General features: G+C 74.7%; 26 protein-coding genes. 21 read left to right on the top strand and 5 right to left on the bottom strand.

The window, feature by feature from the left end; translation table 11 throughout:
- Nucleotides 1-193 precede the first annotated feature (193 nt).
- The 6 genes from ftsH to JD78_RS20670 are packed head-to-tail and all read left to right on the top strand — an operon-like array spanning nucleotide 194 to nucleotide 5,038.
- A complete protein-coding gene (gene ftsH, locus JD78_RS20645; protein WP_153361318.1) occupies nucleotides 194-2,179 on the top strand; it encodes an ATP-dependent zinc metalloprotease FtsH in 1,986 nt (661 codons plus the stop codon).
- On the top strand, nucleotides 2,176-2,835 hold the full coding sequence (folE, locus tag JD78_RS20650; protein WP_153361317.1) for a GTP cyclohydrolase I FolE: 660 nt from the start codon (nucleotides 2,176-2,178) through the stop codon (nucleotides 2,833-2,835). Before ftsH ends, folE begins: the two co-directional genes overlap by 4 nt.
- On the top strand, nucleotides 2,832-3,689 hold the full coding sequence (gene folP / locus JD78_RS20655; protein WP_153361316.1) for a dihydropteroate synthase: 858 nt from the start codon (nucleotides 2,832-2,834) through the stop codon (nucleotides 3,687-3,689). Before folE ends, folP begins: the two co-directional genes overlap by 4 nt.
- Nucleotides 3,682-4,044 (top strand): dihydroneopterin aldolase, encoded by a 363-nt coding sequence (gene folB, locus JD78_RS20660; RefSeq protein ID WP_153361315.1) that lies wholly within the window; start codon nucleotides 3,682-3,684, stop codon nucleotides 4,042-4,044. The genes folP and folB overlap by 8 nt, the downstream gene beginning before the upstream one ends.
- Entirely contained in the window at nucleotides 4,041-4,544 is a 504-nt protein-coding gene (gene folK, locus JD78_RS20665; RefSeq protein ID WP_153361314.1) for a 2-amino-4-hydroxy-6-hydroxymethyldihydropteridine diphosphokinase, read from the top strand. Before folB ends, folK begins: the two co-directional genes overlap by 4 nt.
- A complete protein-coding gene (locus tag JD78_RS20670; RefSeq protein WP_153361313.1) occupies nucleotides 4,541-5,038 on the top strand; it encodes a DUF3180 domain-containing protein in 498 nt (165 codons plus the stop codon). Before folK ends, JD78_RS20670 begins: the two co-directional genes overlap by 4 nt.
- Before the next feature lie 24 nt (nucleotides 5,039-5,062).
- On the opposite strand, the gene JD78_RS20675 is transcribed toward JD78_RS20670, so the two are convergent.
- Nucleotides 5,063-6,247, bottom strand: a complete 1,185-nt coding sequence (locus tag JD78_RS20675; protein ID WP_153361312.1) for an ABC transporter ATP-binding protein — start codon at nucleotides 6,245-6,247, stop codon at nucleotides 5,063-5,065.
- Between the two features lie 50 nt (nucleotides 6,248-6,297).
- Between JD78_RS20675 and JD78_RS20680 the strand changes: the two genes are divergently transcribed.
- The 3 genes from JD78_RS20680 to JD78_RS20690 all read left to right on the top strand — a co-directional run bounded on the left by JD78_RS20680 (nucleotide 6,298) and on the right by JD78_RS20690 (nucleotide 8,854).
- The gene (locus JD78_RS20680; protein WP_243731097.1) at nucleotides 6,298-6,972 is read left to right on the top strand and encodes an ABC transporter permease; all 675 of its coding nucleotides are present in this window, start codon (nucleotides 6,298-6,300) and stop codon (nucleotides 6,970-6,972) included.
- Entirely contained in the window at nucleotides 6,969-7,685 is a 717-nt protein-coding gene (locus JD78_RS20685; RefSeq protein ID WP_153361310.1) for an ABC transporter permease, read from the top strand. The genes JD78_RS20680 and JD78_RS20685 overlap by 4 nt, the downstream gene beginning before the upstream one ends.
- 143 nt (nucleotides 7,686-7,828) lie before the next feature.
- A complete protein-coding gene (locus JD78_RS20690) occupies nucleotides 7,829-8,854 on the top strand; it encodes a glycine betaine ABC transporter substrate-binding protein (RefSeq protein WP_153361309.1) in 1,026 nt (341 codons plus the stop codon).
- A gap of 63 nt (nucleotides 8,855-8,917) precedes the next feature.
- Here the strand turns inward: JD78_RS20690 and JD78_RS20695 are convergent, their stop codons facing one another.
- A complete protein-coding gene (locus JD78_RS20695) occupies nucleotides 8,918-9,526 on the bottom strand; it encodes a DUF1684 domain-containing protein (RefSeq protein ID WP_153361308.1) in 609 nt (202 codons plus the stop codon).
- 81 nt (nucleotides 9,527-9,607) lie between these two features.
- On the opposite strand from JD78_RS20695, the gene JD78_RS20700 reads away from it, so the two are divergent.
- Nucleotides 9,608-10,912: a DUF6779 domain-containing protein gene (locus tag JD78_RS20700; protein WP_166521366.1), complete on the top strand. Its 1,305-nt coding sequence runs from the start codon at nucleotides 9,608-9,610 to the stop codon at nucleotides 10,910-10,912.
- Between the two features lie 119 nt (nucleotides 10,913-11,031).
- Nucleotides 11,032-11,178 (top strand): hypothetical protein, encoded by a 147-nt coding sequence (locus JD78_RS20705; RefSeq protein WP_166521367.1) that lies wholly within the window; start codon nucleotides 11,032-11,034, stop codon nucleotides 11,176-11,178.
- Nucleotides 11,179-11,193: 15 nt separating this feature from the next.
- On the opposite strand, the gene JD78_RS20710 is transcribed toward JD78_RS20705, so the two are convergent.
- Nucleotides 11,194-11,949 (bottom strand): SDR family oxidoreductase, encoded by a 756-nt coding sequence (locus JD78_RS20710; protein WP_153361306.1) that lies wholly within the window; start codon nucleotides 11,947-11,949, stop codon nucleotides 11,194-11,196.
- A 318-nt stretch (nucleotides 11,950-12,267) separates the two neighbouring features.
- On the opposite strand from JD78_RS20710, the gene JD78_RS20715 reads away from it, so the two are divergent.
- The 8 genes from JD78_RS20715 (at nucleotide 12,268) to JD78_RS20750 (ending at nucleotide 19,940) form a co-directional block, all read left to right on the top strand.
- Nucleotides 12,268-13,233, top strand: coding sequence for a Rossmann-like and DUF2520 domain-containing protein (locus tag JD78_RS20715; protein WP_208104171.1), 966 nt, complete (start codon nucleotides 12,268-12,270; stop codon nucleotides 13,231-13,233).
- Complete coding sequence (panC, locus tag JD78_RS20720) at nucleotides 13,230-14,096, top strand: pantoate--beta-alanine ligase (RefSeq protein ID WP_166521368.1); 867 nt, start codon at nucleotides 13,230-13,232, stop codon at nucleotides 14,094-14,096. Before JD78_RS20715 ends, panC begins: the two co-directional genes overlap by 4 nt.
- Nucleotides 14,093-14,518: an aspartate 1-decarboxylase gene (gene panD, locus JD78_RS20725; RefSeq protein WP_153362298.1), complete on the top strand. Its 426-nt coding sequence runs from the start codon at nucleotides 14,093-14,095 to the stop codon at nucleotides 14,516-14,518. Before panC ends, panD begins: the two co-directional genes overlap by 4 nt.
- A gap of 14 nt (nucleotides 14,519-14,532) precedes the next feature.
- Nucleotides 14,533-16,206 (top strand): L-aspartate oxidase, encoded by a 1,674-nt coding sequence (locus JD78_RS20730; RefSeq protein WP_166521369.1) that lies wholly within the window; start codon nucleotides 14,533-14,535, stop codon nucleotides 16,204-16,206.
- Nucleotides 16,203-17,111 carry a carboxylating nicotinate-nucleotide diphosphorylase gene (nadC, locus tag JD78_RS20735; protein ID WP_153362299.1) on the top strand — a complete coding sequence of 303 codons (909 nt, stop codon included), beginning with the start codon at nucleotides 16,203-16,205 and terminating at the stop codon, nucleotides 17,109-17,111. Before JD78_RS20730 ends, nadC begins: the two co-directional genes overlap by 4 nt.
- Before the next feature lies 1 nt (nucleotide 17,112).
- Nucleotides 17,113-17,910, top strand: coding sequence for a type III pantothenate kinase (locus tag JD78_RS20740; protein ID WP_153362300.1), 798 nt, complete (start codon nucleotides 17,113-17,115; stop codon nucleotides 17,908-17,910).
- 26 nt (nucleotides 17,911-17,936) lie between these two features.
- Nucleotides 17,937-19,442, top strand: a complete 1,506-nt coding sequence (gene lysS, locus JD78_RS20745) for a lysine--tRNA ligase (protein WP_153362301.1) — start codon at nucleotides 17,937-17,939, stop codon at nucleotides 19,440-19,442.
- Nucleotides 19,443-19,586: 144 nt separating this feature from the next.
- Complete coding sequence (locus JD78_RS20750; protein ID WP_153362302.1) at nucleotides 19,587-19,940, top strand: histone-like nucleoid-structuring protein Lsr2; 354 nt, start codon at nucleotides 19,587-19,589, stop codon at nucleotides 19,938-19,940.
- Nucleotides 19,941-20,069: 129 nt separating this feature from the next.
- Here JD78_RS20750 and JD78_RS20755 read toward each other — a convergent pair whose 3' ends face one another.
- Nucleotides 20,070-20,585: a putative immunity protein gene (locus JD78_RS20755; protein ID WP_153362303.1), complete on the bottom strand. Its 516-nt coding sequence runs from the start codon at nucleotides 20,583-20,585 to the stop codon at nucleotides 20,070-20,072.
- Between the two features lie 275 nt (nucleotides 20,586-20,860).
- Here JD78_RS20755 and JD78_RS20760 point away from each other — a divergent pair, with 275 nt between their 5' ends.
- Nucleotides 20,861-23,404, top strand: coding sequence for an ATP-dependent Clp protease ATP-binding subunit (locus tag JD78_RS20760; RefSeq protein WP_153362304.1), 2,544 nt, complete (start codon nucleotides 20,861-20,863; stop codon nucleotides 23,402-23,404).
- Between the two features lie 96 nt (nucleotides 23,405-23,500).
- Here the strand turns inward: JD78_RS20760 and JD78_RS20765 are convergent, their stop codons facing one another.
- Nucleotides 23,501-24,412: an HhH-GPD family protein gene (locus JD78_RS20765; protein WP_153362305.1), complete on the bottom strand. Its 912-nt coding sequence runs from the start codon at nucleotides 24,410-24,412 to the stop codon at nucleotides 23,501-23,503.
- A gap of 162 nt (nucleotides 24,413-24,574) precedes the next feature.
- Between JD78_RS20765 and JD78_RS20770 the strand changes: the two genes are divergently transcribed.
- The gene (locus tag JD78_RS20770) at nucleotides 24,575-25,258 is read left to right on the top strand and encodes a MucR family transcriptional regulator (protein ID WP_166521370.1); all 684 of its coding nucleotides are present in this window, start codon (nucleotides 24,575-24,577) and stop codon (nucleotides 25,256-25,258) included.
- Nucleotides 25,259-25,272 lie beyond the last annotated feature (14 nt).

The following is a 25,272-nucleotide window of genomic DNA, read 5'->3' on the forward strand; positions in this document are numbered from 1 at the left end:
GGGTCGGCCCTGCCCAGAGGCTCATCGCGAGCTCGCGAGCGGTGAGGAGGGCGGGGTCCTTCCGCGGTGTACCGTCGAGCCAACGACGTCGCCCCGCGGCGGGCTGCCGCCTCCGTCCGCGTGCGGCGTCCTGCGACGATCAGGAGGGTCGACGGGCGGGCCGGGCGAGACCCGGGTGGCCCGGCATCGGTGTATGGAACGTAAGAAGATCTTCCGCTCGGTCTGGTTCTGGGTCCTCATCGTCGTCGCGCTGGCCTTCATCGGCTCCAGCTTCTTCCGCGGCAACAGCAGCTACGACGAGGTCTCGACGTCGACCGCACTCGCCCAGATCGAGAGCGGGAACGTCACCTCCGCCACGATCAACACCACCGAGCAGACGGTCGACCTCGACCTCGAGAACCCGGTGGAGGGCAGCGAGCAGGTCAGCGCGTCCTACCCGGTGGCGCTCGAGGAGGGCCTCGTCCAGCTGCTGCGGGACTCCGACGAGGAGTTCGACACCACCGTCACGCAGACCAGCCTGCTCACCAGCCTGCTGGTCAGCTTCCTGCCGTTCCTGATCCTGCTGCTGCTGCTGTTCTGGCTGTTCAACTCCATGCAGGGTGGCGGCCGCGGTGTGATGGCCTTCGGCAAGTCCAAGGCCAAGGTGGTCAGCAAGGACACCCCGAAGACGACGTTCTCCGACGTCGCCGGCGCCGACGAGGCGATCGAGGAGCTGCGGGAGATCAAGGACTTCCTGCAGAACCCGGTCAAGTTCCAGGCGATCGGGGCCAAGATCCCCAAGGGCGTGCTGCTGTTCGGCCCGCCCGGCACCGGCAAGACGCTGCTGGCCCGCGCGGTCGCCGGCGAGGCCGGCGTGCCGTTCTACTCGATCTCCGGCTCGGACTTCGTGGAGATGTTCGTGGGCGTCGGCGCCAGCCGGGTCCGCGACCTGTTCACCCAGGCCAAGGAGAACGCCCCGGCGATCATCTTCGTCGACGAGATCGACGCCGTCGGCCGCCAGCGTGGCGCCGGCATGGGCGGCGGGCACGACGAGCGCGAGCAGACCCTCAACCAGATGCTGGTCGAGATGGACGGCTTCGACGTCAAGGGCGGGGTCATCATGATCGCCGCCACGAACCGGCCGGACGTGCTGGACCCCGCACTGCTGCGCCCGGGCCGCTTCGACCGGCAGATCGCCGTCGACCGCCCCGACCTGGCCGGCCGCACCGAGGTGCTGAAGGTGCACGCCACGGGCAAGCCGCTGGCCGAGGACGTCGACCTGGCGACCGTCGCCCGCCGCACCCCCGGCTTCACCGGCGCCGACCTGGCCAACGTGCTCAACGAGGCCGCCCTGCTCACCGCCCGGCACAACGGCACGGTGATCACCGACGCCGCCCTCGAGGAGGCGATCGACCGGGTCCTCTCCGGGCCCGAGCGCAAGACCCGGGCGATGAGCGAGAAGGAGAAGAAGGTCACCGCGTACCACGAGGGCGGCCATGCCCTGGTGGCCCACGCACTGCCGAACACCGACCCGGTGCACAAGGTGACCATCCTGCCGCGCGGCCGCTCGCTGGGGCACACCCTCGTGCTGCCCACCGAGGACCGGTACACCCAGACCCGCTCGGAGATGATCGACACCCTGGCCTACGCGCTGGGCGGCCGGGCGGCCGAGGAGCTGGTCTTCCACGAGCCGACCACCGGCGCCGGCAACGACATCGAGAAGGCCACCTCGCTGGCCCGCTCGATGGTCACCCAGTACGGCATGAGCGCGAAGCTCGGCGCGGTGAAGTACGGCAGCACCGACTCCGAGCCGTTCCTCGGCCGGGACATGGGTTCGCGGCCGGACTACTCCGACGCGGTCGCCGCCGACATCGACGGCGAGGTGCGGGCGCTGATCGAGGCCGCGCACGACGAGGCCTGGGAGATCCTGGTCGAGTACCGGGACACCCTCGACCAGCTGGTGCTCGAGCTCATGGAGAAGGAGACCCTCTCCCGCGAGGACATGGCGCGGATCTGCGCCGGGGTCGCCAAGCGGCCCTCGCTGGCGCCGTACAACGGCTTCGGGAAGCGGACGCCGTCCCAGCGCGGGCCGGTGCTCACCCCCACCGAGGCCGCCGCAGCGCAGAACGGCCACGCCAACGGCGCATCGCAGGCCCCGAACCCGGTCGGCGACGTGGGCGCCCCGGCTCCGGGCCGGTGAGCGGCCGGGTCACCGGGGGCGGGCACGAGGTCGACGGGGTCGGCCAGGACCAGGTCACCGGCGACGTCGTCGGCGACCTGCGCCCGGGTCGGATCGACTCCGCGCGGGCCGAGGCCGCCGTCCGGGAGCTGCTGCTCGCCATCGGCGAGGACCCGGACCGGCCGGGTCTGGTCGACACCCCGGCCCGGGTCGCCCGGGCCTACGCCGAGGTCTTCGCCGGCCTCGACCAGGACCCCTACGACGTCCTCGCGACGACGTTCGACGAGGACCACGACGAGCTGGTGCTGGTCAAGGACATCCCGATGTACTCGACCTGCGAGCACCACCTCGTGCCCTTCCACGGTGTCGCGCACGTCGGTTACATCCCCGGCCCCGACGGCCGGGTGACCGGGCTGTCCAAGCTGGCCCGGCTGGTCGACGTCTACGCCCGGCGGCCGCAGGTGCAGGAGCGGATGACCCGGCAGGTCGCCGACGCGCTGTTCGACGTGCTCAAGCCGCAGGGCGTGATCGTGGTGGTCCAGGCCGAGCACCTCTGCATGTCGATGCGCGGCATCCGGAAGCCGGGCTCGTCCACGACGACGTCGGCCGTGCGCGGGGTCTTCCGGGACAGCGCGGCCACGCGCAGCGAGGCGATGAGCCTCATCCTGCAGCGGTGAGCCGCACGCTGCCACGCCCCGGCCGGTGCGTGGTGATGGGCGTCCTCAACGTCACGCCGGACTCCTTCTCCGACGGCGGCACCTTCGCCGACACCGCCACCGCCGTCGCGCACGGCCGGCGCATGCACGCCGCGGGCGCCGACTACGTCGACGTCGGGGGCGAGTCGACCCGCCCCGGCGCCGACCGCGTCGACGCCGAGGAGGAGTGCCGGCGCGTCGTGCCGGTGGTCCGCGAGCTGGCCGCCGCGGGCGTGCGGGTGAGCGTGGACACCACCCGCGCGGAGGTCGCCGAGGCGGCGCTCGACGCCGGCGCGGTGCTGGTCAACGACGTCAGCGGCGGGCTGGCCGACGCCGGCATGGCCCGGCTGGTCGCCGACGCCGGCGTCCCGTGGGTGCTGATGCACTGGCGGGGCCACAGCCGCGAGATGTACGCGGCGGCCCGCTACGGCGACGTCGTCACCGAGGTCGCCGCCGAGCTGACCGCGCGGGTGGAGGACGTCGTCGCGGCCGGCGTCGACCCGGCGCAGCTGGTGCTCGACCCGGGGCTGGGCTTCGCCAAGAACGCCGAGCACAACTGGGCGCTGCTGGCCGGGCTGGACCGGCTGGTCGCCCTCGGGCTGCCGGTGCTGGTGGGCGCCTCGCGCAAGACGTTCCTGGGGCGGCTGCTGGCCGGCCCCGACGGCGCCGTCCGGCCGGTCGAGGGCCGGGAGGCGGCGACGACGGCGATCTCGGTGCTCGCCGCGCAGGCCGGCGCCTGGGGCGTGCGGGTGCACGACCCGGTGCAGTCGCTGGACGCGATCAGGACGCTGGCGGCGGTGCAGGCTGCCCGCGGGGGAGGGAGTGGACGTGGCTGACCGGATCACCGTGCACGGCCTGACCGGGCACGGCTTCCACGGGGTGTACCCCGAGGAGCGCGAGCGCGGGCAGACCTTCCGGGTGGACGCCGCCCTGGAGCTGGACACCGCCCCCGCGGCGGCGACCGACGACCTGACGAGGACGGTCAACTACGCCGAGCTGTCCCAGCGGCTGCACGCGGTGCTCGTCGGCGACCCGGTCGACCTCCTGGAGACCCTCGCCCAGCGGCTGGCCGACCTCTGCCTCGGGTACGACGGTGTGCAGGCGGTGGAGATCACCGTGCACAAGCCGCAGGCCGACCTCGGGGTCCCCGCCGACGACGTGACGGTCGCGATCCGGCGCGAGCGCCGATGAGCCGGGCGGTCCTGTCCCTCGGCGGCAACCTGGGCGACCGCGCGGGCACGCTGCGCCGGGCGATGGAGTCGCTCGCCGGGCAGGGGCTGGTCGCGCGCTCGGTGCTGTACGAGACGCCGCCGTGGGGGCCGGTCGAGCAGCCGCCGTACCTGAACGCGATCGCCGTCGTGCGGGGTGACCGGGACGCCGCAGGCTGGCTGGCGCTGGCCCACGAGCTGGAACAGGCGGCCGGGCGCACCCGGGAGGTGCGCTGGGGAGCGCGGACGCTGGACGTCGACGTGGTCACGGTGACCGCGGACGACGGCACCGCAGTCCGCTCCGACGACCCGCAGCTCACCCTCCCGCACCCGCGGGCGCACGAGCGGGCGTTCGTGCTGGTGCCGTGGCTGGCGCTGGACCCCGGTGCGGAGCTCCCCGGGCGCGGTGCGGTGGCCGACCTGCTCGCGGCACTGCCGCCCGACGACGTCGCCGCGGTGGTCCGCTGGGAGCAGCTCGCGTGAGCCCGGTGCGCCGCCGCGACCTGGTGGTCCTCGCCGTCGGCATCGCCGTGGCGTCCTGGCTGGTGGTCCGGGCGGCCTACGGGTCGCTGCCGGTGCGCTCCTGGTGGCTCCCGCTGCCGCTGGGGGTGCTCGCCCTGGCGCTGGCCCTCGGTGCCCGCGCGCTGCGCGCCCGGCTGGCCGTGCAACGGGACCGCCGTCCGGGGCCGCGGGGGTCGGTCCGGCCGGTCGAGCCGATGCTGGTCGCCCGGCTCGCGGTGCTCGCCCAGGCCAGCGCCTACGTCGGTGCGGTCTTCGCCGGCGTGTGGGGAGGGCTGCTGCTGCACGCGCTTCCGTCGATCGGTCAGCTGCGAGCGGCCGGTGGCGACGCGGTCACCGGCGCCATCGGCGTCGTCCTGGGGGCCGCCCTGGTCGCCGCCGCGCTGTGGCTGGAGCACGTCTGCAAGATCCCGCCCGAGCACGACGACGAGGGCACGCCCGGCGGCGCCCGCGCCTGACCGTCTGCCGGCCTCCGAGGCGGGTCACACGCGGGTGGCGCCCGCCGTCTCCGGGACGGTGCCCTCGACGGAACGGCGCAGCGCCGCGTGCAGCGACTCGGGGGTCAGCACCCCGCAGAACCGGTCGCCGTCGAGCACCGCGACCCAGCCGGCCTCCAGCTGCAGCATGGTGGAGAACGCCGTCTTGAGCGTGGCCTCGACCGGCACCCAGGCCTCCATCCGGCGTGCGACGGTGCGCACCGTGCCGCTCCCGGCGGCCCGCTCGGCGGAGATCCAGCCGTGCAGGTCCTGCTGGTCGTCGAGCACCACGGCCCAGCGGGCCCCGGCCCGGGTCAGCGCGGCCCGGGCGTCGGCCAGCCCGTCGTCGACGTGCACCACCGGCGGCTGCTCCAGGTCGTCGAGGTCGATGCCGGTGACCGCCAGCCGCTTGAGGCCGCGGTCGGCACCCACGAAGTCGGCGACGAACGGGGTGGCGGGGGAGCCGAGCAGCTCCGCCGGCGGGGCGAACTGCTCGACCGTGCCGCCCTCGCTCATCACCGCGATCCGGTCGCCGAGCCGCACCGCCTCCTCGATGTCGTGGGTGACGAAGACGATGGTCTTGCGCACCGCCTCCTGCAGCCGGAGGAACTCGGTCTGCAGCCGCTCGCGCACGATCGGGTCGACGGCGGAGAACGGCTCGTCCATCAGCAGGACGCCGGGGTCGGCGGCCAGCGCCCGGGCGACCCCGGCGCGCTGGCGCTGCCCGCCGGAGAGCTGGTGGGGGTAGCGGTCGCCGAACGTCGCCGCGTCCAAGCCGACCAGCGTGAGCAGCTCCTCCACCCGGTCCCGGGTGCGCTGCTTGTCCCACCCGAGCAGCCGGGGCACGGTGGCGACGTTGCGGCGCACCGTCTGGTGCGGGAAGAGCCCGACGTTCTGGATGACGTAGCCGATCCGCCGGCGCAGCTGCACCGGGTCGACGTCGGTGACGTCGTCGTCGCCGAGCAGGATCCGCCCGCTGGTCGGCTCGATGATCCGGTTGATCATCTTCATCGTGGTCGTCTTGCCGCAGCCCGAGGGTCCGACCAGCACGCTGAGCTCGCCCGCGGCGAAGGTCAGGTCCAGCTCGCGGACCGCGACCGTGCCGTCGGGGTAGCGCTTGCCGACCCCGTCCAGCCGGATCTGCTCGGCTCGTGCTGGTGCGGGCTTTCCGGGCGGGGCAGTAGCGTCCACGAGGTGGCCTTCCTGGCAGGCGCCCGGTGCTGAGCGCGATGAGCGATGACGTGCTCGCAGTCGATGCGGCGCCGAACCCCTGGTTCGACCCCTCCTACGTGACCCGTGAGTGGGACACCATTGTGGACCTGGCCGGCGAGCACGTGCGGCTCACCGTCGGCGCGGTCGTGCTCGGTGCCCTGATCGCCCTCCCGCTGGCGCTGCTCGCCCGGCGCAGCCGGTGGCTGGCCGGCCCGGTGCTCGGCCTGTCGACGCTGATCTACACCATCCCGTCGTTGGCGATGTTCGCCTTCATCGCGCCGGCCACCGGGCTGACGACGACGACGGTGCTGGTCGGGCTGGTGCTCTACTCGCTGGTGATCCTGGTCCGGAACTTCCTCGCCGGCCTGCGGTCGGTGCCACCGGACGTGCGGGAGGCCGCGCAGGGCATGGGCTACGGGCCGGTGCGGCTGTTCTGGCAGGTCGAGCTGCCGCTGGCGCTGCCGTCCTTCATCGCCGGCCTGCGGGTGGCCACGGTCTCCACGGTCGCGCTGGTCACCGTCGGGGTGATCGTCGGGCACGGTGGGCTGGGGCAGCTGATCACCGGGGGGTTCGCCGCGAACTTCTACCGCGCCGAGATCGTCACCGGCGTCGTCGGCTGCGTGCTGCTGGCGCTGATCGGTGACCTCCTGCTGGCGGGGGCCGAGCGGGTGCTGACCCCCTGGTCGCGGCGGGTGGCGGCGTGAACCGGCTGCAGGACGCCGTCGTCTACCTCAACGACCCGTTCAACTGGACCCGGCCGAACGGGATCGTCGACCTGCTGGTCGAGCACCTGCGGATCTCCGGGCTGGCGGTGCTGGTGGCCCTGCTGATCGGGGTCCCGGTGGGCGCGCTGCTGGGGCACACCGGCCGGGGTGGGGGCTTCGTCGTGGGGTTGTCCAACGTGTCCCGCGCCGTGCCCACCCTGGCCCTGCTCACGCTGTTCGCGGTGACCCCCATCGGCTTCGGCCCGACGGCGACGACGATCGCGCTGGCGGTGTTCGCGATCCCGCCGGTGCTCTCCAACACCCACGTCGGGTTCCGCGGCGTCGACCGTGACGTCGTCGAGGCGTCCCGGGCGATGGGCATGGACGGCCGGCAGGTGCTGCTGCGGGCCGAGCTGCCGCTGGCGGTGCCGATGGTGATGACCGGGGTGCGCACCGCCGCCGTCCAGGTGGTCGCCACCGCGACGCTCGCCGCGCTGGTCGCCGGAGGCGGGCTGGGCCAGATCATCACCCTCGGGTTCCGGCAGCAGGACTACGGCGCCGTGCTCGCCGGGGCGCTCGTCGTCGCCGGTCTCGCCGTCCTCACCGAACTGGCGCTCGCGGTGTTGAGCTGGGCGGTCACCCCGGGCCAGCGGCAGCTGCCGTGGACGCGGCTGCGGGTGCGCCGCCGGGTGCAGGCGACCTCTCCCCTCTGAGCTGCGGTCACGGAACGGCAACGGCTTCCCCGAGGAGTTGCGGTCCGGCTCCCGAGGAGGTTGGTTGTGCACTGCGGGTTCGTCCCGCCAGACACGCGTGGCAGTCCATCAGGGGGCGCCACGGGACACAGAAGGCGGAGTCGATGCGCACGCGTCCCCGTACGTTCACCCACCTCGCCGTCACCGCCGCGGCCGCCGCGGTGCTCGCGACCGCTGCCTGCGGGGAGTCCGGCTCGTCCGGCACCGGCGGCAACGCCCAGGCCAGCGGCTCGGCCGGCGGCTCCGGTGGTGACGCCTGCGCCCCCGTCCCCGGTGACCAGCTGGTCGTGCTCGAGGACGACCAGCAGCTGCAGAACGCCGACAACATCATCCCGGCGGTCAACGCCCAGGCCGCCGCGGCCAACCCGGCCCTGGTGGAGACGCTGAACGCCGTCTCGGCGGAGCTGACCACCGAGCAGCTGATCGAGATGAACGCCGCGGTGGACGTGGAGCGGCAGAGCGCCGAGGACGTCGCCGCGGCCTACGTCGCCGACAACGGCCTGGACTCCGGTTCGGGCGGGAGCGGCGCGGTCGTGGTGGGCGCCGCGGACTTCACCGAGTCGCAGGTGCTGGCCAACGTCTACGCCGACGCGCTGACGGCCGCGGGCTTCCAGGCGAGCGTGCAGACCGTGGGCAACCGCGAGCTGTACCTGCCGGCGCTGCAGCGTGGGGAGATCCAGGCATTCCCCGAGTACCTGGCCACGGTCGCCGACATCCTCAACGAGCAGGTGACCCCCGGTGCCGACCCGATCGCCTCGGGCGACGCGGAGGCGACGGCGGCCGCGCTGGAGCCGATCGCCGAGCAGGCCGGGCTGGTGTTCGGCGAGCCGGCCGAGGCCGCCGACCAGAACGCCTTCGCCGTCACCACCGAGTTCGCCGACGCCCTCGGCGTCAGCACGCTGTCCGAGCTCGCCGAGGCCTGCGGTGACGGCTCGCTGCTGCTCGGTGGTCCGGGCGAGTGCCCGACCCGGCCGCAGTGCCAGCCCGGCCTGGAGGACACCTACGGCCTGGAGTTCGCCGGGTTCTCCGAGTACGACGCCGGTGGCCCGCTGACCAAGGCGGCCATCCAGCAGGGCGAGGTCTCGATCGGCCTGGTCTTCAGCTCCGACGGCGCCCTCGCCCAGGGCTGACCAGGAACCCGCCCGAGGCAACGGTGAGGGCCCGCTCCCCGGGGGGAGCGGGCCCTCACCCGTTCAGTACCAGCCGCCGGGGGGCAGCTGCTCCCCGGCGAGCACCTCCGCGTCGACCCGGTTCCCCTCCGGAGCCAGCGGGCAGGTCCAGGCCGGGTCGAAGGTGCAGGAGGGGTGGTAGGCGAAGTTGAGGTCGACCACCAGCCGGCCGTCCGTGCTCCCGAGGTCGGCGCCCTTCACCGTGTCCAGCAGGTAGCGCCCGCCGCCGTAGGTCGAGTTGCCGGCGCTCGCGTCGCGCAGCGGCAGGAACAGCCCACCGCCGTACCCGGCCAGCCACCAGACGTCCAGCCGGCCGACATCGCCGAGAATCACCCGCCCGATCCGGCGCAGCACCACCCCGCCCTCGTCGGTGGTCGGCACGCCCAGCCGGACCGGTTCCACGTCGGTGTCCACCGGGACGTCGAAGCGGAGCGCCGGGTCGTAGTCGGCGAAGGGCAGCCCCGCGAAGCCCGCGCGGGCGGTGACCGGCAGCGGTGAGTCGGGGTGGTCGGCGAACAGCGCGTCGCGGCCCGCGCGCCAGGCGTGCCAGCCCGCCTCGGGGTCGTCGGTGGCACGGACCGCGGTGTAGAGGCCGGCGACCCGCCGTCGCCAGTCCAGCAGGCTCAACGTCATGGGCCCAGCCTGCCACCGCCGCCCCCGCCGATGTCGCGCCGTGACGGCCTGATGCCGCTGGGTGGCCTTAGGGTGGGGGTCATGGGAGGTCGCCGGGACGACAGCGCCCCGGGGGCACCGGTCGCCGCGGGGCGTCCGCCGGTCCCGCCGCCGTCCCGTCCGGGTGCGGCGGGGTCCGGTGCGAGCGCCGCCGCCCGCCCGCTGCCGGCCCTGGACGAACCGGCCGGGGGGCGCACCGTGTCCCCGGCCCGCGCCCTCTGGGGCGGCGTCGCGCTCGGCCTGGCGGTGCTGGTCACCGTGGCCGTGGTGCTCACCGACGACCCGGTCCACCTGCGGGTGCTGCTGCTGGCGGTCTGCTGGGCGGCGGTGGTCGCCGGGCTGCTGCTGGGCAAGCGCAGCGGCGACGCCGGCACGGCCGAGGGTGCGACGGGGGACCGGGAGGCGGAGCTGCGACACGCCTACGAGCTGGAGCTCGCCCGGGAGGTCTCCGCCCGGCACGAGTACGAGGCGGAGCTGGAGGGCCGGCTGCGCCGGGAGTCCGAGCAGGCCATGCGCGCGGAGCTGGCGCAGCTGCGCGGTGAACTGGCCGGCCTGGCCGAGGTGCGGGAGCAGCTCACGTCGGTCGGCCGCCTGCGCGAGGACCTCTCCGGGCTGGAGCAGCTGCGCTCGGAGGTCGCCGCGCTCGGCTCGCTGCGCCAGGAGCTGAGCGGGCTCGGCAGGCTGCAGACGGAGCTCGCCGCCCTGGGTGAGCTGCGGGCGGACCTGGGCCGGATGCGCACCGAGCTCACCGAGCAGCTCTCCGGTGAGCTGTTGATCGAGCGGATGGTCATGCGTGCCCAGTCGGTGCGCGGGCCGGCCACCGAGGTGTCCGAGCAGCGCGTGCTGGCGGGCGAGGCGTCCGGCTGGCAGCCGATGGGCCCGTCCACCGGCGTCGGCTGGGAGAGCGTCTTCCCGGCACCGGCCGACCCGGAGCCGGCGGCACCCGGCCGACCGGACGCCGATCCGGTCCGGCACCGCCTCCCCGAGGCCCCGCCCGCGGCCATGCCGAGCCCGCCCCGCCGCCGCGCCCGACCCTCCGCACCGGCGGGGCGGACGCGCCCCCGCCGTCGCCGAGGCGGTGGCTCAGCGAGCGGTCGCTGCTGGCGGAGCCGACCGGGGAGCCCGTGCCCCGACGGCACCGCCGGGCCGCCGAGCCCGACGACGACCTCCCGCCCGTGCGCCGGCACCGCCGCGCGGCCGCGGACCCCGAGCCGGACCTGGCGCGGTCCACCGCCCCGGCGGCGGAGCCCCGCGACGAGCTCGGCTCCTGGACCAGCGGCCCGTACGCCACGAGCGCCGTCGGTGGACCGAGCTGGGCCGACGCCTGGTCCGACCCCGCGCCGCTGAGCGCCCCGGCCGAGGAGCGGGTCGCCTCCTGGTCGCCGTCGCCGTCGCCGTCGCCGTCGCCGTCGCCGTCGCCGTCCGAGCCCCCGCCGTCGTCCCGGCCCAGCCTCGCGCCCCGGGACGTGCCGGAGGCAGCGGGCCACGCCCGGCTGGAGCAGATCCTCGCCGAGAACGGCGTCCCGGCACCGAGCGGACGGCGTCGTCGCCGCTACCGCGACGAGGAGGGCGGCGACGACGACGTGCTGTCCCGGGTGCTGCGCCGCGAGTGACCGGCGGCCCCGTCCCTAGCCGATGGGGCCGCGGGAGAGCGCGCCGCCGTCGAGCACCAGCGTCTGGCCGGTGACCCAGCCGGCCTCGTCGGACAGCAGGTAGGCGGCGGCCGAGCCGACGTCCTCCGGGACGCCCAGCCGGCCCACCGGGTACTGCGCGGACACCTGCTCCTCGCGGCCGGTGAACAGCGCCTCGGCGAACCGGGTCCTCACCACGGCCGGGGCGACGGCGTTGACCCGCACGGTCGGCCCGAGCTCGACGGCCAGCTGGGTGGTCAGGTTGACCAGCGCGGCCTTGCTGACCCCGTACGCGGCGATGCCCTCGCTGGACTTGAGCCCCGCCACCGAGGCGACGATCAGCACCGACCCGCCGTGCTCGGCCATCCACGCCCGCCACGCCTCCTGCACCAGGCCGAGGCTGGCGACGACGTTGGTGTCCAGGATCTTCCGGACCGCGTCCAGCGGTGCGTCCATCAGCGGGCCGTAGACCGGGTTGATCCCCACGTTGCCGACCAGCACGTCCAGGCTGCCGAAGGTGTCGATCGCGGTGCGGACGGCCTCGGCCCGGTGCTCGGCGTCCCCGGCGTTGCCCGCGACGGCCACCGCATTCTCCGGCCCACCCAGCGTCTCGACCGCCTCGGCGAGGGCATCCGGCTTGCGGGCGGTGACCACCACCCGGGCTCCCCGGTCGACCAGCGCCTGGGCGATCGCCAGGCCGATGCCCCGGCTCGCGCCGGTGACCAGTGCGGTGCGTCCCTCGAAGCTGCTCACCGTGCTCCTCCCGCTCGTGCGCCGGCTCCGGTGCCGGCGCGGGCCCCAACGTAGCCATGGGCCGCAGCGCCCGCGGGGTCACCCGGGTGAGCCAGGACACAGGCTCCCGCCGTTGCCCGACGCCGGGACGGTGACAGACTCGGTGCGGACACGCCACCTGCGCGACACGCCTGCGGGCGGTTGCAGCGGGCGGGGTGCCGAACGAGGAACACCGAACAGCACGACACCGAACAGCACGACACACGGCCCACGACGACGTGGGACGACGCGACCTGAGTCCGGTACCCGTCAGGGACTGGAACGAGAGGGTGCACCGGGATGCCCGTCCGTCCCTCCCGCGCGGGAGACGCCGCGCCGTCCGCTCTGCCCGCCGCCGGGCTCGCCCCGGCCCCCGAGGCCCCCGCCCGGCTCCGCGTCGGCGTCATCGGCGCCGGCCGGGTCGGTTCCGTGCTCGGCGCCGCGCTGGCCGCCGCCGGCCACGACGTGGTCGCCGCTGCCGGCCTCTCGGCGGCCACCCGCGAGCGCGCCGCCCGCTTGCTGCCCGGGGTGCCGCTGCGCCCCGCCGACGAGGTGGTCGCCGACAGCGACCTGGTCGTGCTCGCGGTCCCCGACGACACGCTCCCCGGGCTGGTCACCGGCCTCGCCGAGACCGGCCGCTGGCGCCGCGGTCAGCTGGTGTTCCACACCTCGGGCGCGCACGGCCTGGCCGTGCTCGAGCCGGCCGAGCGGGCCGGCGTCCTGCCGCTCGCGCTGCACCCGGCGATGACCTTCTCCGGTGGCCCCGAGGACGCCCAGCGGCTGTCCGCGAGCCCGTTCGGGGTGACCAGCCGGCCCGAGCACCGGGCGGTCGCCGAGATGCTGGTGCTGGAGATGGGCGGCGAGCCGTTCTGGGTCGCCGAGGCCGACCGGCGGCTCTACCACGCGGCACTCGTCACCGGCGCCAACCACCTGGTCACCCTGGTCGCCGAGGCGGCCGACCTGCTGCGCACCGCCGGCGTCGACGCGCCTGCCCGGGTGCTGGGCCCGCTGCTCACCGCAGCGCTGGACAACGGCCTGCGCCGCGGCGACCGGGGGCTCACCGGCCCGGTCAGCCGGGGCGACGTCGGCACCGTCCGCGACCACCTGGAGACCCTCGCCGAGCGGGCGCCGGAGTCGGTGGACGCCTACGTGGCACTGGCCCGGCGCACCACCGAGCGGGCGCTGGCGGCCGGTCGGCTGCGGCGGCAGGAGGCCGATCCGCTGCTGGACCTGCTCGACGGCTCCGCCGAGGAGGCCGCCCGATGAGCACGCCGCTGGTGGTGGAGACCACCGCCGAGCTGTACCGCCTGCGGGACGGGCTGCCCGGCCCCGTCGTCCTGGTGCCCACCATGGGCGCGCTGCACGAGGGCCACCGGACGCTGGTCCGCGCAGCGCGCGAGCTCGGCGGCAGCGTCGTCGTCTCGGTGTTCGTCAACCCCACCCAGTTCGGGCCGGGGGAGGACTTCGACCGGTACCCGCGCACCTGGGACGCCGACCTGGCCGCGCTGGCCGAGGAGGGCGCCGACGTCGTCTTCCACCCGCCGGTCGAGGAGGTCTACCCGGCCGGCGCGGTGGGCGTCACCGTGCAGCCGGGTCCGCTGGGGTCGGTGCTGGAGGGCGCGGTCCGCCCCGGGCACTTCGCCGGTGTGCTGACCGTGGTGGCGAAGCTCGTCGGTCTGGTCCGCCCGGACGTCGCCGTCTTCGGCGAGAAGGACTACCAGCAGCTCACGCTGATCCGGGCGATGGCCCGCGAGCTGGCGCTGGGGGTGCAGGTGGTCGGCGTCCCGACCGTCCGCGAGGCCGACGGCATGGCGCTGTCCTCCCGCAACCGCTACCTCGACCCGGAACAGCGCCGGGCCGCCGCGGCGTTGTCCGCAGCGCTGCGCGCCGGCGCCCAGGCGGGCCCGCGGGGCGCCGACGCCGTCCTGGCCGCGGCCCGCGCGGTGCTCGCCGAGGCCCCCGGCCTGCTCCAGGACTACCTGGAACTGACCGATCCCGATCTGGGGCCGGCGCCCGTCGCCGGGCCCGCCCGCCTGCTGGTCGCGGCCCGCGCCGGCAGCACCCGACTCATCGACAACACCGCTGTCCACCTGTCCCGACCGACCCACCCCGCGGGGAGCCCCCGATGATGCGCACGATGCTCAAGAGCAAGATCCACCGCGCCACCGTGACCCAGGCCGACCTGCACTACGTCGGCTCGGTGACGATCGACGAGGACCTGCTCGACGCCGCCGACCTGCTGGCCGGCGAGCAGGTGGCGATCGTCGACGTCACCAACGGTGCCCGGCTGGAGACCTACGTGATCCCCGGCGAGCGCGGGTCCGGCGTCATCGGCATCAACGGCGCGGCCGCGCACCTGGTGCACCCCGGCGACCTCGTCATCCTGATCAGCTACGGCCTGATGGACGAGACCGAGGCCAAGTCGTACCTGCCGAAGGTCGTGCACGTCGACGGCGCCAACCGCGTCGTCGAGCTCGGCGCCGACCCCTCGGCCCCGGTGCCCGGCGCGCCCGACCAGCGGCGCAGCGACCGCGGCGTCCCGGTCCGGTGACCCCTGCCGCAGAAATGGCCATTTCTGCGGCCGTGCCCGTCCGGCTGCCGGCGCGGTTGGCGGCGCCGGCCCCCGGCTGGGAGCTGACCGCCGACGTCTGCGTCGTCGGCTCCGGGGTCGCCGGGTTGTGCGTCGCGCTGCACGCCCGCGCGGCCGGGCTGTCGGTCGCCGTCGTGACGAAGGACGAGGTCGGCGACGGCTCGACCCGCTGGGCGCAGGGCGGGATCGCCGCCGTCCTCGACCCGGCCGACACCCCCGCCGCGCATGCCCGGGACACCGAGGTGGCCGGTGTGGGGCTGTGCGAGCCGGCTGCGGTGCAGGCGCTGGTCACCGAGGGGCCCGAGCGGCTGCACGAGCTGATCAGCTGGGGTGCGGCCTTCGACCGCGACCCCACCGGCCGGCTGCTGCTCACCCGCGAGGGCGGGCACTCGACCGACCGGATCGTGCACGCCGGCGGGGACGCCACCGGCGCGGAGGTGCAGCGCTCGCTGGTGCAGGCCGTGGCCGCCGACCCGGGCATCACCCTGGTCGAGCACGCGATGGTGCTGGACCTGGTCACCGACGCCACCGGCCGGGCGTCCGGGGTGACCCTGCACGTGCTGGGGGAGGGCAGCGCCGACGGCGTCGGCGCGGTGCGCGCCCGGGCGGTCGTGCTGGCCACCGGCGGCATGGGGCAGGTCTACGCCTCCACCACCAACCCCTCGGTCTCCACCGGCGACGGCGTCGCCCTCGGCCTGCGCGCCGGCGCGGTCGCCACCGACCTGGAGTTCGTCCAGTTCCACCCGACCGCCCTGTACCTCGGCCCGGACGCCCGCGGTCAGCAGCCGCTGGTCTCCGAGGCGCTGCGCGGGGAGGGGGCGGTGCTGCGCGACGGCGCGGGTGAGCGGTTCATGGCCGGCGTGCACCCGCTGGCCGAGCTGGCCCCGCGCGACGTGGTCGCCAAGGCGATCACCCGGGTGCAGCTGCGCGACGGCGTCGACCACGTCTGGCTCGACGCCCGGCACGTGCCCGGGCTGGCGGCCCGCTTCCCGACCATCGTGGCCCGCTGCCGCGAGGCCGGCATCGACCCGGTGACCGACCTGGTGCCGGTCACCCCGGCGGCGCACTACGCCTCCGGTGGCCTGGTCACCGACCTGGCCGGCCGGACGACCGTGCCCGGCCTCTACGCCTGCGGGGAGGTCGCCTGCACCGGCGTGCACGGGGCCAACCGGCTGGCGTCGAACTCCCTGCTGGAGGGCCTGGTCTTCGCCGGCCGCATCGGCGCGGCGCTGGCCCGCGAGCTGCCGGTCCCCGGGCCGCCTGCCGGCACGGACCCCCGCCCGGCGGGGCTGCTGGACGCCGGCGTGCGGGGCGCGCTGACCGCGACCATGTCCGCGCGGGTGGGCGCGCTGCGCAGCGGCGCCGGCCTGGCCGCCGCCGGCGAGCGGATCGCGCTCCTGGCCGAGCAGGCCGGCGACGACGTCGAGCCCGGCGTGCCCGGCTGGGAGACCACCGACCTGTTCACCGTGGCCACCGCGATCACCGCGGCGGCCACCGCACGCGAGGAGACCCGTGGCTGCCACTGGCGCGAGGACCACCCCGACGCCGACGACGCCTGGCGGGTGCACCTGGACGTGCGCCTGGCCGCCGACGGCGGGGTCACGGTGACCCGCCGTCCCGTCGGCACGTCCCCGGCGGTGCACTGGTGAGGGCGGCCACCGATCTGACCGGCACCGGCCTGGAGGCGGCCTGGGTCGACGAGCTGGTCGAGCGCACCCTCACCGAGGACCTCACCGGCGGCGCCCCGCTGCCCCGGCAGTCGGACGTCGCGGTCGGCTACGACGTCACCAGCGCCGCGACCGTGCCCGGCGACCAGTTCGGGACGGCGGACCTCGTGGCCCGCGCGGACGGCGTGGTCGCCGGCCTGCCGGTGGCCGCCCGGGTGTTCACCCGGCTCGCCCCCGGGGCCACGCTCACCGCCCCGGCCGCCGACGGCGACCGGGTGCGCCGCGGTGACGTGCTGCTCACCGTGCGCGGCCCGGTGCGGGCGCTGCTGGCGGCGGAGCGCAGCGCGCTGAACATCGCCAGCCGGGCGAGCGGCATCGCCACCGCCACCCGCGCCTGGGTGGACGCGGTGGCCGGCACCGGCGCCGTCGTCCTGGACACCCGGAAGACCACGCCCGGGCTGCGGCCGCTGGAGAAGTACGCGGTGCGGTGCGGCGGCGGGTCGAACAAGCGGATGGGCCTGTACGACGTGGCGATGGTCAAGGACAACCACGTCGCCGCCGCGGGCTCGGTGGCCGCCGCCGTGGCGCTGGTGCGCGAGCGGGCGCCCCGGGTGACCGTGCAGGTCGAGTGCGACACCGTCGCGCAGGTGGGCGAGGCGCTGGACGCCGGCGCGGACTTCCTGCTGCTGGACAACATGACCACCGACCAGCTGCGGGAGGCCGTCGCGCTGGTGGGCGACCTGGACGTCGACCTGGAGGCCACCGGCGGGCTGACCCTGGAGGTCGCCCGCGCGGTGGCCGACACCGGCGTCGACTACCTCTCCGTCGGCGCGCTCACCCACTCCTCGCCGATCCTCGACCTCGCGCTCGACCTCCGGACCGGCTGACGTGCTCCTCGCCGTGGACGTCGGCAACAGCCACACCGTGCTGGCCACCTTCGACGGTGACCGCCGGGTCGGCAGCTGGCGGGTGACCACCCAGCCGGGGGCCACCGCCGACGAGCTGCTGTTCCTGTGGCGGGGGCTGCTGCGCGACGCCGAGGTCACCGGTGTGGCCGCCTGCTCCACGGTGCCCGCGCTGCTGCCGGCGCTGCGCCAGCTGCTGGACTCCCTGGCCGTGCCGGTCACCCTGATCGGCCCGGGGGTGCGCACCGGCGTGCCGCTGCACGTGGACAACCCGCGGGAGGTCGGGGCCGACCGGGTGGTCACCGCCCTGGCCGCGCACGAGCGGTACGGCCGCCGGCCCGACGGCAGCGGCCGGCCGGTCGTCGTCGTCGACTTCGGCACGTCCACCAACGTCGACGCCGTCGGCCCGGCCGGGCAGTTCCTCGGCGGGGCGCTCGCGCCCGGGGTCGAGGTCAGCCTGGACGCACTGGCCACCCGGGCGGCGCAGCTGCGCTCGGTGGAGCTCACCGTGCCCGCCCAGGCGATCGGGAAGAACACCGTGGCCGCGCTGCAGTCCGGCCTGGTGCTCGGCTTCGCCGGCCTCGTCGACGGGCTCGTCGACCGGATCGCGGGGGAGCTGGTCGCCCAGTTCGGTGCCGCGCCGGTGGTGGTCGCCACCGGCGGGCTGCACCGGCTGGTCGCCGACAGCTGCCGGTCCATCTCCGAGCGTGACCCGGACCTCACCGTGCACGGCCTGCGGCTGGCGTTCGAGCGCCACCAGGGCGGTACCGCCCAGCGCTGACTCGCCCCGCCGTAGGCTGGGACCCCGTGAACGAGGAACCCCCCGGCAACGGCGACGACGAACTCCCCGAGCAGCTGCGGGTCCGGCGGGCCAAGCTGGACCGGCTGCGCGAGGCCGGGGTCGACCCGTACCCCGTGACGGTGGCCCGCACGGCCGGCCTGGCCGACGTGCGCGTGGCGCACCCGGACCTGCCGCCGGACACCATGACCGGCCAGCAGGTCGGCGTCACCGGGCGGGTCATCTTCTCCCGCAACACCGGCAAGCTCTGCTTCGCGACGCTGCGGGAGGGCGACACCGAGCTGCAGGTCATGCTCTCCCGCGACCGCGTGGGCGAGGAGGCGCTGGCCGCCTGGAAGGCCGACGTCGACCTCGGCGACCACGTGCTGGTCACCGGCGAGGTCGGCACCTCCCGCCGGGGCGAGCTGTCGGTGTTCGCCGACTCCTGGCAGCTGGCCGCGAAGGCGCTGCGGCCGCTCCCGGTGGCGCACAAGCCGATGAGCGAGGAGCTGCGGGTCCGGCGGCGCTACGTCGACCTGATCGTCCGGGACGAGGCCCGCCGCACCGTCGCCGAACGTGCGGCGGTGATGAGCGCGTTGCGTTCCGGCCTCACCGGACGCGGTTTCCTCGAGGTCGAGACCCCGATGCTGCAGACCGTGCACGGCGGCGCCGCGGCGCGGCCTTTCCGCACGCACATGAACGCGTTCGACCTGGACCTCTACCTGCGCATCGCGCCGGAGTTGTTCCTCAAGCGCTGCATCGTCGGTGGCCTGGACCGGGTGTTCGAGATCAACCGGAACTTCCGGAACGAGGGGGCCGACTCCTCGCACTCCCCGGAGTTCGCGATGCTCGAGTTCTACGCCGCTTACGGCGACTACTCCGACGGTGCGCGCATCACCCGCGAACTCATCCAGGAGAGCTGCGCCGCGCTGTTCGGCGACCACGTCGCGCGGCACCACGACGGCACCGAGCTGGACCTCTCCGGCGAGTGGCCGCAGCGCCCGCTGTACGCGCTGGTCTCCGAGGCGGTGGGGGAGGAGGTCACCCCGCAGACGCCGGTGGAGCACCTGCGGGCCCTCGCCGCGCGGCACGAGGTCGGCGTCGACCCGGCCTGGCTGCCGGGCAAGGTCGTGGAGGAGCTGTTCGAGGCGCTCGTGCAGCACACGCTGCAGTCGCCGACGTTCGTCGTCGACTACCCGGTGGACACCTCGCCGCTGACCCGCGCGCACCGCACGGAGCCCGGGCTGGCCGAGAAGTGGGACCTCTACATCGGTGGCATCGAGCGGGGCACCGGCTACTCGGAGCTGGTCGACCCGGTCGCCCAGCGGGAGCGGTTCACCCAGCAGGCGCTGCTGGCCGCCGCCGGTGACCCGGAGGCGATGGCGCTGGACGAGGACTTCCTGGAGGCCCTCGAGTACGGGATGCCCCCGACGGCGGGCGTCGGCATGGGGATCGACCGGCTCATGATGACCCTCACCGGACTCGGCATCCGGGAGACGATCCTGTTCCCCCTGGTGCGTCCTCTCCATTCCTGACCTGCACTTTTCCGCCCCCTTCTGGTGGAATGTGCAAGCGGATTGGTGGAAATGGCGGGCAATGTGGTCGAATGGGCCCGTCGGCCGTCAGGTCGGCAAATGTGCACCGGCCACGGGGGCTGACGCAACAGGAGTGGAACAACAATGGCTCGCAAGGTCCAGGTGATCCTCAGTGACGATCTCGACGACGGCATTCCCGCCGACGAGACGGTGACGTTCTCCCTCGACGGGACGACGTACGAGATCGACCTGTCGGAGAAGAACGCCGCGGAGATGCGCGACGTGTTCGGGAAGTACGTCTCGGCGGCCCGGAAGGTGAGCAGCCGCGGCACGCGGGCCTCCGGTGCCGGGCGTTCCCGGGCCACCGGTGGCGGCGGCCGGATGGACCGCGAGCAGGCCGGCGCCATCCGCGACTGGGCCCGCAAGAACGGTCACGAGGTCAGCGACCGCGGCCGCATCCCGGCCAGCGTGGTCGAGGCCTTCGAGGCCGCGCACTGAAGAAGGACCCCCTCGCCCCCCGGCACTCGCACGCTCGCGCCGGGTCCCTGCGAGGGGGCCGTACGTCGGCCCGGCCGCCCTCAGGGGTGGCCGGGCCGACGGCGTTCTCCGGCTCGTGCGGCGCTGGGCTCAGCAGTCGAACACCGACCAGCAGAGGGCGTTCCGCCGGCGCTGGTCGTCGAGCACGAGCTCGCGGACGGCCTCGGGGAGCTGGTCGCGCTGCCACCGGCACTCGCGCCGTCCGGCGACCTCCTCGGCGCCCGCTGGTGCGGCCGCGCGGGCGGCCTTGATCGCGTAGGCGGCCGCGCCCAGGTCGTGCTCGGCGACGTGGGCCACGGCCCCGGCCTGGCCGGCGGCGTAGGCGGCGTGCCGGGGTGCGCCCCGCAGGTCCCGCGCGGCGCCCATGGCGTGCCCGCCGGCGGCGCGGGCCTGCATCATCGGCACCTCGCCACGCACCCAGGCCCGGGCGTGCTCGATCGCCTGGCGCGGTCGCGGGTCCTCCGGCCGGGCCGCCTCGAACAGCGGGAGCACGTGCTCCGCGCACGCCGCAGCCCACAGGGCCAGCAGGTGGTGGTCGGCGTCGGTCAGGGTGCCGCCGCGGCGGACCGTCACCAGGCGCGGGTCCCGGACCCTCGGCAGGATCACGCGGCAGCCTCCTGTGCGTACGGCGTCTGGTGGGCAGGGCGTCCGCTGACGGCGTAACGGCGCGACGCCGGCGGCGGAACACCGTCAGTGGGACGACAGTTGACTCTCACGAGCCCCCGATCAGGTCCGACGGCCTCGTCGCGACGCAGGTCGGGTGGTGCGAACTACAGTGGAACGACCGGTGCCCCAGCGCGCCGACGTACGTCGGGTGTCCACCGTCCCCTGCCGGGGACACGAGCACAGCAGGTCCAGCCGGTCAGAGGGAGATACAGCAGATGTTCGAACGGTTCACCGACCGAGCCCGTCGCGTGGTCGTCCTGGCGCAAGAAGAGGCCCGGATGCTCAACCACAACTACATCGGCACCGAGCACATCCTCCTGGGTCTGATCCACGAGGGTGAGGGTGTCGCCGCCAAGGCGCTCGAGTCCCTCGGCATCTCGCTGGAGGGTGTGCGTCAGCAGGTCGAGGAGATCATCGGTCAGGGCCAGCAGGCCCCGTCCGGGCACATCCCCTTCACCCCCCGCGCCAAGAAGGTCCTGGAGCTGTCGCTGCGCGAGGCGCTGCAGCTCGGCCACAACTACATCGGCACCGAGCACATCCTGCTCGGCCTGATCCGTGAGGGCGAGGGCGTCGCCGCCCAGGTCCTGGTGAAGCTCGGCGCCGACCTCAACCGCGTCCGCCAGCAGGTCATCCAGCTGCTCTCCGGCTACCAGGGCAAGGAGCCGGCCGCCGCCGGCGGCCCGGCCGAGGGCACGCCGTCGACCTCGCTGGTGCTCGACCAGTTCGGTCGCAACCTGACCCAGGCCGCCCGCGACTCCAAGCTCGACCCGGTCATCGGGCGGGCCAAAGAGATCGAGCGGGTCATGCAGGTCCTGTCGCGGCGGACCAAGAACAACCCCGTCCTGATCGGCGAGCCCGGCGTCGGCAAGACGGCCGCCGTCGAGGGCCTGGCCCAGGCCATCGTCAAGGGCGAGGTGCCCGAGACGCTGAAGGACAAGCAGCTCTACACCCTCGACCTGGGCGCGCTCGTCGCCGGTTCGCGCTACCGCGGTGACTTCGAGGAGCGGCTGAAGAAGGTCCTCAAGGAGATCCGCACCCGCGGCGACATCATCCTGTTCATCGACGAGATCCACACCCTCGTCGGGGCGGGTGCCGCCGAGGGCGCGATCGACGCCGCCAGCATCCTCAAGCCGATGCTGGCCCGCGGTGAGCTGCAGACCATCGGCGCCACCACGCTGGACGAGTACCGCAAGCACCTGGAGAAGGACGCCGCTCTCGAGCGCCGCTTCCAGCCCATCCAGGTCAGCGAGCCGACCCTCGCCCACACGGTGGAGATCCTCAAGGGCCTGCGCGACCGCTACGAGGCGCACCACCGGATCAGCATCACCGACAGCGCCCTCGTGGCTGCGGCGACGCTGGCCGACCGGTACATCTCCGACCGCTTCCTGCCGGACAAGGCGATCGACCTGATCGACGAGGCCGGCGCCCGGATGCGGATCAAGCGGATGACCGCGCCGCCGGACCTGCGCGAGTTCGACGACCGGATCGCCGGCGTCCGCCGCGAGAAGGAGTCGGCGATCGACGCCCAGGACTTCGAGAAGGCGGCGTCTCTCCGCGACAAGGAGAAGCAGCTGCTGGGTGAGAAGTCCGAGCGCGAGAAGGCGTGGAAGGCCGGCGACATGGACGTCGTCGCCGAGGTCGACGACGAGCAGATCGCCGAGGTCCTGGCGAACTGGACCGGCATCCCGGTGTTCAAGCTCACCGAGGAGGAGACCTCCCGGCTGCTCCGCATGGAGGACGAGCTCCACAAGCGGATCATCGGCCAGGAAGAGGCCATCAAGAGCGTCAGCCAGGCGATCCGGCGCACGCGGGCGGGCCTGAAGGACCCCCGTCGTCCCGGTGGCTCGTTCATCTTCGCCGGCCCCTCGGGTGTCGGTAAGACCGAGCTGGCCAAGGCGCTCGCGCAGTTCCTCTTCGGCGAGGACGACGCCCTGATCCAGATCGACATGGGCGAGTTCCACGACAAGTTCACCGTGTCGCGGCTCGTCGGTGCCCCTCCCGGTTACGTCGGTTACGACGAGGGTGGTCAGCTGACCGAGAAGGTGCGGCGCAAGCCGTTCTCGGTGGTCCTCTTCGACGAGATCGAGAAGGCGCACGCCGATGTCTTCAACACGTTGCTGCAGGTGCTGGAGGACGGCCGGCTGACCGACGGCCAGGGCCGGATCGTGGACTTCAAGAACACGATCCTGATCCTGACCACGAACCTCGGGACGCGGGACATCTCCAAGGCGGTCGGCCTCGGCTTCCAGGCCGGGAACGACAACCAGAGCAACTACGAGCGGATGAAGCTCAAGGTCAACGAGGAGCTCAAGCAGCACTTCCGGCCGGAGTTCCTCAACCGCATCGACGACATCGTCGTGTTCCACCAGCTGACCGAGGACGAGATCATCCACATCGTGGACCTGATGCTCGGCCGCCTCGAGGCGCAGCTGAGGAACAAGGACATGGCGATCGAGGTCACCCCGGCGGCGAAGAAGGTGCTGGCCGCCCGGGGCTTCGACCCGGTGCTGGGTGCCCGCCCGCTGCGGCGGACCATCCAGCGCGAGATCGAGGACGCGCTGTCGGAGAAGATCCTCTACGGCGAGCTGACCAGCGGTCAGATCGTGGTGGTCGACATCGACGAGTCCGAGGACCCGACCAAGGCGACCTTCACCTTCCGCGGTGAGGCCAAGCCGGTCGACGTCCCCGACACGCCGCCGGTGGCGCTCTCCGGCGCCGACGGCGACGACGAGGGTCCGGCGGCCGCGCAGGCCGAGTGATCGACCCGTAGGTCCACACAGGGGCCGTCTCCCGACCGGGAGGCGGCCCCTGTGCCGTGTCCGGGCCCCCTGCCGGGCCGCCGGCGGTCGCGTGGCTCAGCCGGGCAGCGTGAACCGACCGTCAGCGGTCTGCTCGACCAGCCCGTCGACCAGCAGCGAGTCCAGGCAGCGGGCGCGCTGGACGGGGTCGTCCCACACCGGCGCCAGCGCATCGGCCGGCACCGGCCCGTCCGCGCCCCGGAGCACGTCCAGCAACCGGCCGCGCACCTGCCGGTCGGTGCCGGCGAACTTCTGCACCCGGCGCGGCGGGCCCTCGTGCGCGGGGGAGCCGGCCAGCCGCCAGGCGCAGCGGTCGCGCACCGGGCAGGCGGGGCACCGTGGTGCACCGGCGACGCAGACGAGCGCGCCGAGCTCCATCACGGCCACGGAGAAGCGCACCGCACGGGCGTCGTCGTCCGGCGCCAGCGCGGCGATGTCGGTCAGGTCGGTGGCGCGGGCCGGTGCCGCCTCGGCGCGGCCGTGCACCAGCCGGGCGACGACCCGGCGGACGTTGGTGTCGACGACGGGCTGCCGCCGGCCGTGCCCGAAGCAGCTGACCGCCCGGGCCGTGTAGGTGCCCACGCCGGGGAGCGCCTCCAGTTCGGCGACGTCGGCCGGGACCCGGCCGTCGTGGCGCTCGGTGACGGCGATCGCGGCCTCCCGCAGCCGCAGCGCCCGCCGGGGGTAGCCGAGCTTGCCCCAGGCGCGGATGACCTCGGCGGGGCTCTCTGCGGCGAGCGACGCCGGGGTGGGCCAGCGCCGCACCCACTCGCGCCAGACCGGCTCGACCCGGGCCACCGGGGTCTGCTGCAGCATCACCTCGCTGACCAGGACCGCCCACGGGTCGGTGCCCGGTGCCCGCCAGGGCAGGTCGCGCGCCGCGCCCGCGTACCAGTCGACGATCGTCTCCCCGACCGGCTCGGGGCTGGGAACGGCGGTGGACCGGTCGGTGCCAGGGAGAGCGCTCACGAGCGCCCAGTCTGCCTGCTGGCGGGGCGGTGGACCGGTTCGTCGCGGAGCGTCACCGGTGGATCGCCCGCGGGTACCGCCGGTTCAGTCGTGGGCCCGGTGCCCAGCCGAGCCGGGCGTGGCGCGCGACGGCCGGCGGGGACGGGCGGCTAGCGTCGCCCTGTGCTCCACCCGGTCGGCCCTCTGCCCGCTGCCGTCTACTGGCGGCGGCGGCTGCTCGTGCTCGGCTGCGCCGTCGGGGTGCTCGGCGGCGGCAGCTGGGTGGCGGTCGCGGCCGCCATCGGCGAGGACGCCGAGGTCACGGCGGAGGCCCCGGTGACCGGGGAACCGGCCGACCCGCCGTTGCTGGACCGCGTTTCGCCCTCGCTGGCCGCGGTCGAGGTGCCCACGGCAGCGCCGACGTCGGAGGCGCCCGCCACGGAGTCGGCGCCGGAGCCCACCGGCCCGACCCCGGGGGACCGGTGCGGCGACGAGATGATCTCGGTCGAGGTGCGGCCCCAGCCGGCGACCACCCCGGTCGGCAGCAAGCCCACGTTCGACCTCGTGGTGACCAACGTGTCCGCGGTGCCGTGCACGCGCACCCTGGACAAGCAGCTGCAGGAGATCGTGCTGCTCGACGGCGCGGGGAACCGGCTCTGGGGCAGCAACGACTGCTTCCCGGAGACGTCCTCGGACGTCCGGACCCTGCAGCCGGAGGAGTCGGTCACGTTCCCGGTGCTGTGGGGCGGGCTGACCAGCAGCCCGGACTGTGCCACCGAGCGGACTCCGCCGCCCCCGGGCGACTACGTCCTGCGGGGGCGCCTGGAGACGCGCACCAGCCCGGACGCCGCCCTCACCCTCACCTGAGGGCCGGGAGGCCC

The sequence above is a fragment of the Modestobacter roseus genome, from assembly GCF_007994135.1.
Taxonomy (GTDB): domain Bacteria; phylum Actinomycetota; class Actinomycetes; order Mycobacteriales; family Geodermatophilaceae; genus Modestobacter; species Modestobacter roseus.

Coding starts and splice junctions, on each gene's coding strand:
- panC (WP_166521368.1), top strand. CDS start 13,230: ATGAGCACGCCGCTGGTGGTGGAGACCACCGCCGAGCTGTACCGCCTG.
- JD78_RS20715 (WP_208104171.1), top strand. CDS start 12,268: ATGCCCGTCCGTCCCTCCCGCGCGGGAGACGCCGCGCCGTCCGCTCTG.
- folK (WP_153361314.1), top strand. CDS start 4,041: ATGAGCCGGGCGGTCCTGTCCCTCGGCGGCAACCTGGGCGACCGCGCG.
- ftsH (WP_153361318.1), top strand. CDS start 194: ATGGAACGTAAGAAGATCTTCCGCTCGGTCTGGTTCTGGGTCCTCATC.
- JD78_RS20695 (WP_153361308.1), bottom strand. CDS start 9,526: ATGACGTTGAGCCTGCTGGACTGGCGACGGCGGGTCGCCGGCCTCTAC.
- JD78_RS20750 (WP_153362302.1), top strand. CDS start 19,587: ATGGCTCGCAAGGTCCAGGTGATCCTCAGTGACGATCTCGACGACGGC.
- JD78_RS20760 (WP_153362304.1), top strand. CDS start 20,861: ATGTTCGAACGGTTCACCGACCGAGCCCGTCGCGTGGTCGTCCTGGCG.
- JD78_RS20700 (WP_166521366.1), top strand. CDS start 9,608: ATGGGAGGTCGCCGGGACGACAGCGCCCCGGGGGCACCGGTCGCCGCG.
- JD78_RS20690 (WP_153361309.1), top strand. CDS start 7,829: ATGCGCACGCGTCCCCGTACGTTCACCCACCTCGCCGTCACCGCCGCG.
- panD (WP_153362298.1), top strand. CDS start 14,093: ATGATGCGCACGATGCTCAAGAGCAAGATCCACCGCGCCACCGTGACC.
- JD78_RS20730 (WP_166521369.1), top strand. CDS start 14,533: ATGGCCATTTCTGCGGCCGTGCCCGTCCGGCTGCCGGCGCGGTTGGCG.